The organism is Acinetobacter pollinis, from assembly GCF_015627175.1.
GTDB classification, from domain to species: Bacteria; Pseudomonadota; Gammaproteobacteria; order Pseudomonadales; family Moraxellaceae; genus Acinetobacter; species Acinetobacter pollinis.
On sequence record NZ_VTDQ01000062.1, the window covers coordinates 1 to 5,605 of the forward strand.

The following is a 5,605-nucleotide window of genomic DNA, read 5'->3' on the forward strand; positions in this document are numbered from 1 at the left end:
CTGAACAGCAACGAAAGGACGATACAAGACGTAAAATTCTACTGGGTTCTTATCTACTCAAGAAAATGGAAAATGAACAAAACAAAGAGAAAATACTTGCTGATTTAAACGAGTATTTAACTGAAGATCGTGATAGAAAATTATTCAAACTTTAATGTTTAATATAGGTAGAATTTTTCCTAAATATTGGAATTTAAAAATATTTAATTAGTAGGATATGGATGAATAAACGTAATAAAGATTATCTTAACTATATTCCTTCAGCATTAATTTATGAATTTTGTTTGGTGGCTTTCTTAACATTACTTGTCGTAGTCTCTACAAGTAATGAAGTTTTGATAAAAACATTAGAATACGTAGATAACTCATTAAGTTTTTGGTCATTCTTTTTCCCAGTTGGTATTGGTTTTATCCTTCTTTTTTTAAAGGATCAAATTATCTTTCAAAAAGATGCTAAGGATAAAATAAGCGAAGTAGGAGCAGATTTATTCGAGACTCTAATAGGTACTTTTAGAATTGTTGTAGTAACTTTATTTTCTTTGGTTATTGTCTGTCTAAAAGAATATGGATGGAATAATAAATCATGGTTTATTATATTTTTTGCAGTTCTAGCTTTTTTGGAAAATAGCTGTTTTCTGGCTTTTAAAAGGTATAAAACTAGACCTAAATTTTAAGACGTAAAATTTTACTAGGTTCTTATCTACTCAAGAAAATGGAAAGTGAACAAAACAAAGAGAAAATACTTGCTGAGTTAAATGATTATTTAACTGAAGATAGTGATAGAAAATATTTTCTATCACTAAAATTGTATATTGCGTAGAGTCCGAGTTTCTCCTAACTCTATGCTTATAAGATTAATAAGTTTTCTTTAAATCACTATATAGTGATTTAAATAGAACTATTTTTCGATGAGATGGTTGAATTCTACTTAATAAATTACTTAAAGCCGTTCCTGTAATTTCATAATCAAGCTTAGGTTTATCATATTCAACTTGTAATGAGTCCATAATAACCATACTTTCTAAGCTCTTAGCTACAATTTTTTGTTCATCATAATTAAAATAACTGTTTCTTCTTACAAATTTAGCAAAAGTAAATTCTGATAAAATCCATGGCGATTTTAATGATTCTTGTGCTTGTGAATGAATACTACTTTTTAGTGAAGTAGAGTTTGGTGTTCCTAAAAATAAAAATACTTCACATTTATCTATCATTTTATGTAAAGCAGTGTTCAACATCATGTATACATGTGATGTTGAATAGTTTCTTTTTTGATAGTTGTATGTAGTACCGCAAGTGTTATAACAGTATTTTTTATCAATAACTTCTAGTAGATCGAATGCATTTCCCCAAATACAAGAATCGATAAATACTGAAAAACCCTTTCTTTCCAATAATATTGCTAATTTAATAACTTCTGTTTCGTCTCCATGGGAATGTGATAAAAAAATATCAACATTTGTTTCAGGAAATAAATGCTCTTGTATTTTATCTCCATCTAGAGTATTTCCATCATCTAACAGATAATCTTTTAAATTACTTAGTGCTTCTTTTTTCTTCGATTTATATTTTTCTATCTCTTCATTACTGATGTTGATACGAGGATCAAAGTCTTCGAAATTAGTAACCTCAATACTTAAGTACATGGGATTCCTTTAATATTTAGAAATGCAATTATTATCACAACAATAACAGTTAAGTGAAAGGGAAGTATTGGACTCGAAAATATAACATCTGACCACTCTATACGAAATTTTTTTAATAACTCACCATTAATTTTAAACTTTTCGAAAGATATATATTCTTCATTTGCATTGTTATTATATATATTACGGAAAGTTCTTTCTAATCTTAAAAAGTATGCATCATATGCATAAAAAAATAACCATGGAATAAAAAACAGCCATAATAGTTTGAAGCTCGCATTAACTGAACTTGATGCCGAGTAAGCAAGCAATGCTATAAGTGTGGTAACAGATGCTGTTTTTATAGTTATGCCGATAGTAGAGAGTCGATTGATAATATTTTGTAAAAAAGTTAGATAAGCGATTTTTAAATGAACTTTATCCGCTTCATTTTCTAACTTAATAGGTTGTGATTGGGGCATAAATTTTCTCTAAAATTAATATAATCAGGGTTCTTGAAAGTAATTAATAAGTCATTTAATTTTAAAATCTGTTTCTGTCTGTAGAGCCTTAAATATTCGTTTTGCTGTTTCCTCTCGGACTGATTTTGGATTACGTAAAATATTAGAAATCCATATTGTAAATGCTTGATAGTCTTTATTACCAGCTAAATCAGATATGCTATGAATTTTAGACAATATAGAACTGTAAGTTCTAATTTGATTGTCTGTTAAATTGCAAAACATATCTATGGTGTTTTGATCTCGTGCCATTTCTATATTTTTAAGTTTTGGTTGTGGCTTCTCTTTAACTGTAAAACGAAATCCAACGACAGAACGCCCACGCTTTATGTTTTCATAGGTTAAATCAATGTCTGTATTAGCTGTGACTTCCTCCAATGAGGGCTCAATTACACGATTTTTTAAGTTATCAATCCGTTTATATGATTCAGGTAGTCCTAGTTGCTCAAACAGCTCATTGAGGCTTATTTGAAAACCGCCCATTGTTTGATGTTTTTTAGCTAAATGGTAGAAGTCTAGGGAATAGTCCTTTTTAAGCCGTAAAACCACCTCTTTTTTATATTTGGTATAAGGGTTTAGAGCATCAAACTCTCTAAGCAATAACAGCACTTCATCAGTGAAATATAGCTCTGCACCACCATCACCATAGACAGTTTTATACATCCACCGAATACTAACTTTCTTTTTATCTGCCCTGACATAGCCAAAATAACGGTCAAAAAGTTTCTTAGTTGCTATACCTAAAGCTGTATATGCACCTGTGATTTCAAGTCCACAAGCAGATGCAAATTCCTCTGTTGAAATAAAAATAGGTTCACCACTAGATATGTTTGTGGTTCTCGCTAAAGGGGTGGCAATAGTGAATAATCGCTTTTCATCAAGCGACATGCTTCTATAACATTCCACTACTCGATTTTGTAAAACCACCCAATCTTTTGGGTAGTGTTTTTTATATCTAATTTCATTTTAACCTACCACAATGAATAAGTAGTATTTATACAATAAACTACATACATAGTAAAGTAGTATTATACATGGCGTTTGTAGGTTTAAAGCATGGCGTTTGTAGGTTTAAGCATGGCGTTTGTAGGTTTAAGCATGGCGTTTGTAGGTTTTTAATGTCTGAAACCATTATGTAGCAATACTTTCAGAGGGCTGAAAAGCTTTTAAAAGCTTTTAAAAAGATTTAAAAGGGAATCAAAGGCAAAATCAAAGGCTATGGCACTCGCTTCGCTCGTGTCGTTTTAAGAGCAAAAGCAACAACAAAAACAACTATGAATTCGCTTCGCTCATAGAGCTTTTTTACTCGCTTCGCTCGATCTAAAATCAAATACCCTTTGACCGCTTCGCTCGGTTAATCTCAATGAAATGCAAAGGGGAGTTTTGTAATCAGGGAAAGAACAGGGCAAAATTTTAATGCCTGCTTGGTCGCTCGTAGACACTCGCTCGGTTAATCTCGATGAGGTTTAAATAATTAAAAAAACAAAAATAGATTTAGAGTAATTTCATCTCTGATTACTGCTTTTGCTGAACTGGGTTATCGTTCCATACCTTTGGATTTTGATACGCTTTGTGTTCGCTCTGGTTGTTTCTGCAATTCGATCTTAGGCACTTCAAAATTTGGATTCTCTTTAAATTTCTCAATAAATTTTTCTTGAGCGTAATTGAGTTTTTTATCGAGTTCTGAGCCATTAAATTTCTTGCTTAGGTACGCTTCCATCAGGTGATAGGCTTGTTTTTGCTCTCGGCTAAATTTTTGATAAACATGCTCGAAATTCTGTTCGGGTTGTTTTTCTTTTGTCGGGAATTGAGGTGGATTGGCTAGGAATGATTTTTCCTTACGAATATCTGAATAACAAGATTTTAAAAGGGTTTCAGCACGTTCTAACGCATCTCTTTTTCGATCATGATTATTCTTGTTTTCTAAATATTTTTCTCGCCATGCTGAATATTTAGGATTAGGAATAAATCCCATGACGGTTTGATTTGGTTTGGTCTTCACAAGTTCGTCATGGGTTTGCAAAGCCATAGAAATATCTCGCTTAAATTGGCTAATTTCCGTTTGTATGCGGTTTAAATCGTTTGTGAGCTGTCTTAACTTACTGCTAGATGGCTCTATTTTGCGTTCTAAGGGCTGTTCTTGTATTTTTTGGTATCCACCTACATCATTGGGTGTTTCTGTGGCTCTAAGGGGCTGTTTTGGCGTTTCTAGGCGTATTTCTTCTTGGTATTTACTGATTTTGTATTCAGCAAGGCGTATTTCGAGCGTTAAGTTGTCTAAAAATTCAGGAATACGCTGTTTTTCCGCATTCTGCTGTTTGATTAAATCGTTTTTGAGGCTGATTTCTGTGTCTATGCCCTGTCTGCGTAGCTGTGTAACTTTGCTCCCCTCGTGAATGGTCGCTTGTAGTCCATTGCCCTGTTCCGCATAGCTTCGATGATCAACTTCATGCGAATAACCTGCTTTCGCTAAACTCGCATTTGTAATTTCAGCAAATTTTTCTCGCCAAAACTCGACTTGTTGTTTGCCTTGATCGTTAAATTCTCTTGTTTTTTTACCAAGCTCACCATGTTCGTTAATACTGCGTGTGGTGAACATGATATGGGCATGATAATTACGTTCATCACTGCCACTTTTTGTATGTGGTGCATGAATTACAGCATCAACAACAACATTGTGCCGTCTAACAATGTCCTTGCATAATTCGTTAAGCATTTCTTGACGTTGTTCTTTGTTCAATTCATGTGGGAAAGCAATCTCAAACTCTCTTGCAAGTTGTGAGTTTTTCCGTTTTTCAGTCGCTTCAACTGTGTTCCATAACTTCTCACGAGTTATTAAGTTTTCTGCTGTACCTTTTGGACACCATAAGACCTTGTATTCAACGCCTGTTTTTTTTGTATAGTCTTGCTCTTTTCCTTGACGCTCATCTATCAATTTTTCACCTGAACGATAAGCAGAACAAGCAACGGCTGAACGTCCGTCACTTCTACTTATGTTCTTTACTGAAAAATGATAGATAGCCATAAAAATATCTCTTAATTATTTAATTTTTTCCCTAATAACTTTTCTTTACTTTCTTTCTCTTTTTCTGCTTGTGATTTACCACACCCTGCAAAACTTAAAACTAAAATAGAACTAATAACTGTAACTAAAATTTTTTTATACATTTGATTTCCAAATTTGATAATGCTTTTTGGGGGTAAAGGGGGTGTCCCCTTTTCGTACTTCTAAACTTAATGAAATTAGTTTGGGAAAGTGCGCTCTTCGAGGAAACCACGATAGCAGATAGTATCTTGAATTTCAATTCAGGTATGTTTATGCTAACTGTAGTTTTTAAAGCATTGGATTTATCATGGGCATTGAAACAATAGAACAGAAAATAGCAAAGCAAGAAGAACGATTAAAGCAGTTAAAGGCTCAAAAACAAGCTGTTCTTTCTCGTGAAAAGAAAAAGCTCT

The 5,605-nt window shown here is 32.8% G+C and carries 6 protein-coding genes and 3 pseudogenes; 4 read left to right on the plus strand and 5 right to left on the minus strand.

Annotated features, from left to right (window positions below; genetic code table 11):
* From I2F23_RS13950 to I2F23_RS13955, 3 genes and pseudogenes are all read left to right on the plus strand, one after another.
* Positions 1-155: pseudogene (locus I2F23_RS13950) on the plus strand (mobilization protein); the annotation flags it as partial.
* A 66-nt stretch (positions 156-221) separates the two neighbouring features.
* Positions 222-674 carry a hypothetical protein gene (locus I2F23_RS13230; RefSeq protein ID WP_195773048.1) on the plus strand — a complete coding sequence of 151 codons (453 nt, stop codon included), beginning with the start codon at positions 222-224 and terminating at the stop codon, positions 672-674.
* Positions 674-820, plus strand: a pseudogene (locus I2F23_RS13955) (mobilization protein); the annotation flags it as partial. The gene I2F23_RS13230 and the pseudogene I2F23_RS13955, both read left to right, overlap by 1 nt.
* A 34-nt stretch (positions 821-854) precedes the next feature.
* Here the strand turns inward: I2F23_RS13955 and I2F23_RS13235 are convergent.
* From I2F23_RS13235 to I2F23_RS14020, 5 genes are all read right to left on the minus strand, one after another.
* On the minus strand, positions 855-1,646 hold the full coding sequence (locus I2F23_RS13235) for a toll/interleukin-1 receptor domain-containing protein (protein ID WP_195773049.1): 792 nt from the start codon (positions 1,644-1,646) through the stop codon (positions 855-857).
* Positions 1,637-2,107, minus strand: a complete 471-nt coding sequence (locus I2F23_RS13240; protein WP_195773050.1) for a hypothetical protein — start codon at positions 2,105-2,107, stop codon at positions 1,637-1,639. The genes I2F23_RS13235 and I2F23_RS13240 overlap by 10 nt, the downstream gene beginning before the upstream one ends.
* Positions 2,108-2,158: 51 nt before the next feature.
* Positions 2,159-3,106 (minus strand): replication initiation protein, encoded by a 948-nt coding sequence (locus tag I2F23_RS13245; protein ID WP_195773052.1) that lies wholly within the window; start codon positions 3,104-3,106, stop codon positions 2,159-2,161.
* Positions 3,107-3,683: 577 nt separating this feature from the next.
* The gene (gene mobQ, locus I2F23_RS13250) at positions 3,684-5,171 is read right to left on the minus strand and encodes a MobQ family relaxase (protein WP_195773051.1); all 1,488 of its coding nucleotides are present in this window, start codon (positions 5,169-5,171) and stop codon (positions 3,684-3,686) included.
* A gap of 11 nt (positions 5,172-5,182) precedes the next feature.
* Positions 5,183-5,314: a hypothetical protein gene (locus tag I2F23_RS14020; protein WP_266096422.1), complete on the minus strand. Its 132-nt coding sequence runs from the start codon at positions 5,312-5,314 to the stop codon at positions 5,183-5,185.
* Positions 5,315-5,499: 185 nt separating this feature from the next.
* Between I2F23_RS14020 and I2F23_RS14135 the strand changes: the two are divergent.
* Positions 5,500-5,605: pseudogene (locus tag I2F23_RS14135) on the plus strand (mobilization protein); the annotation flags it as partial.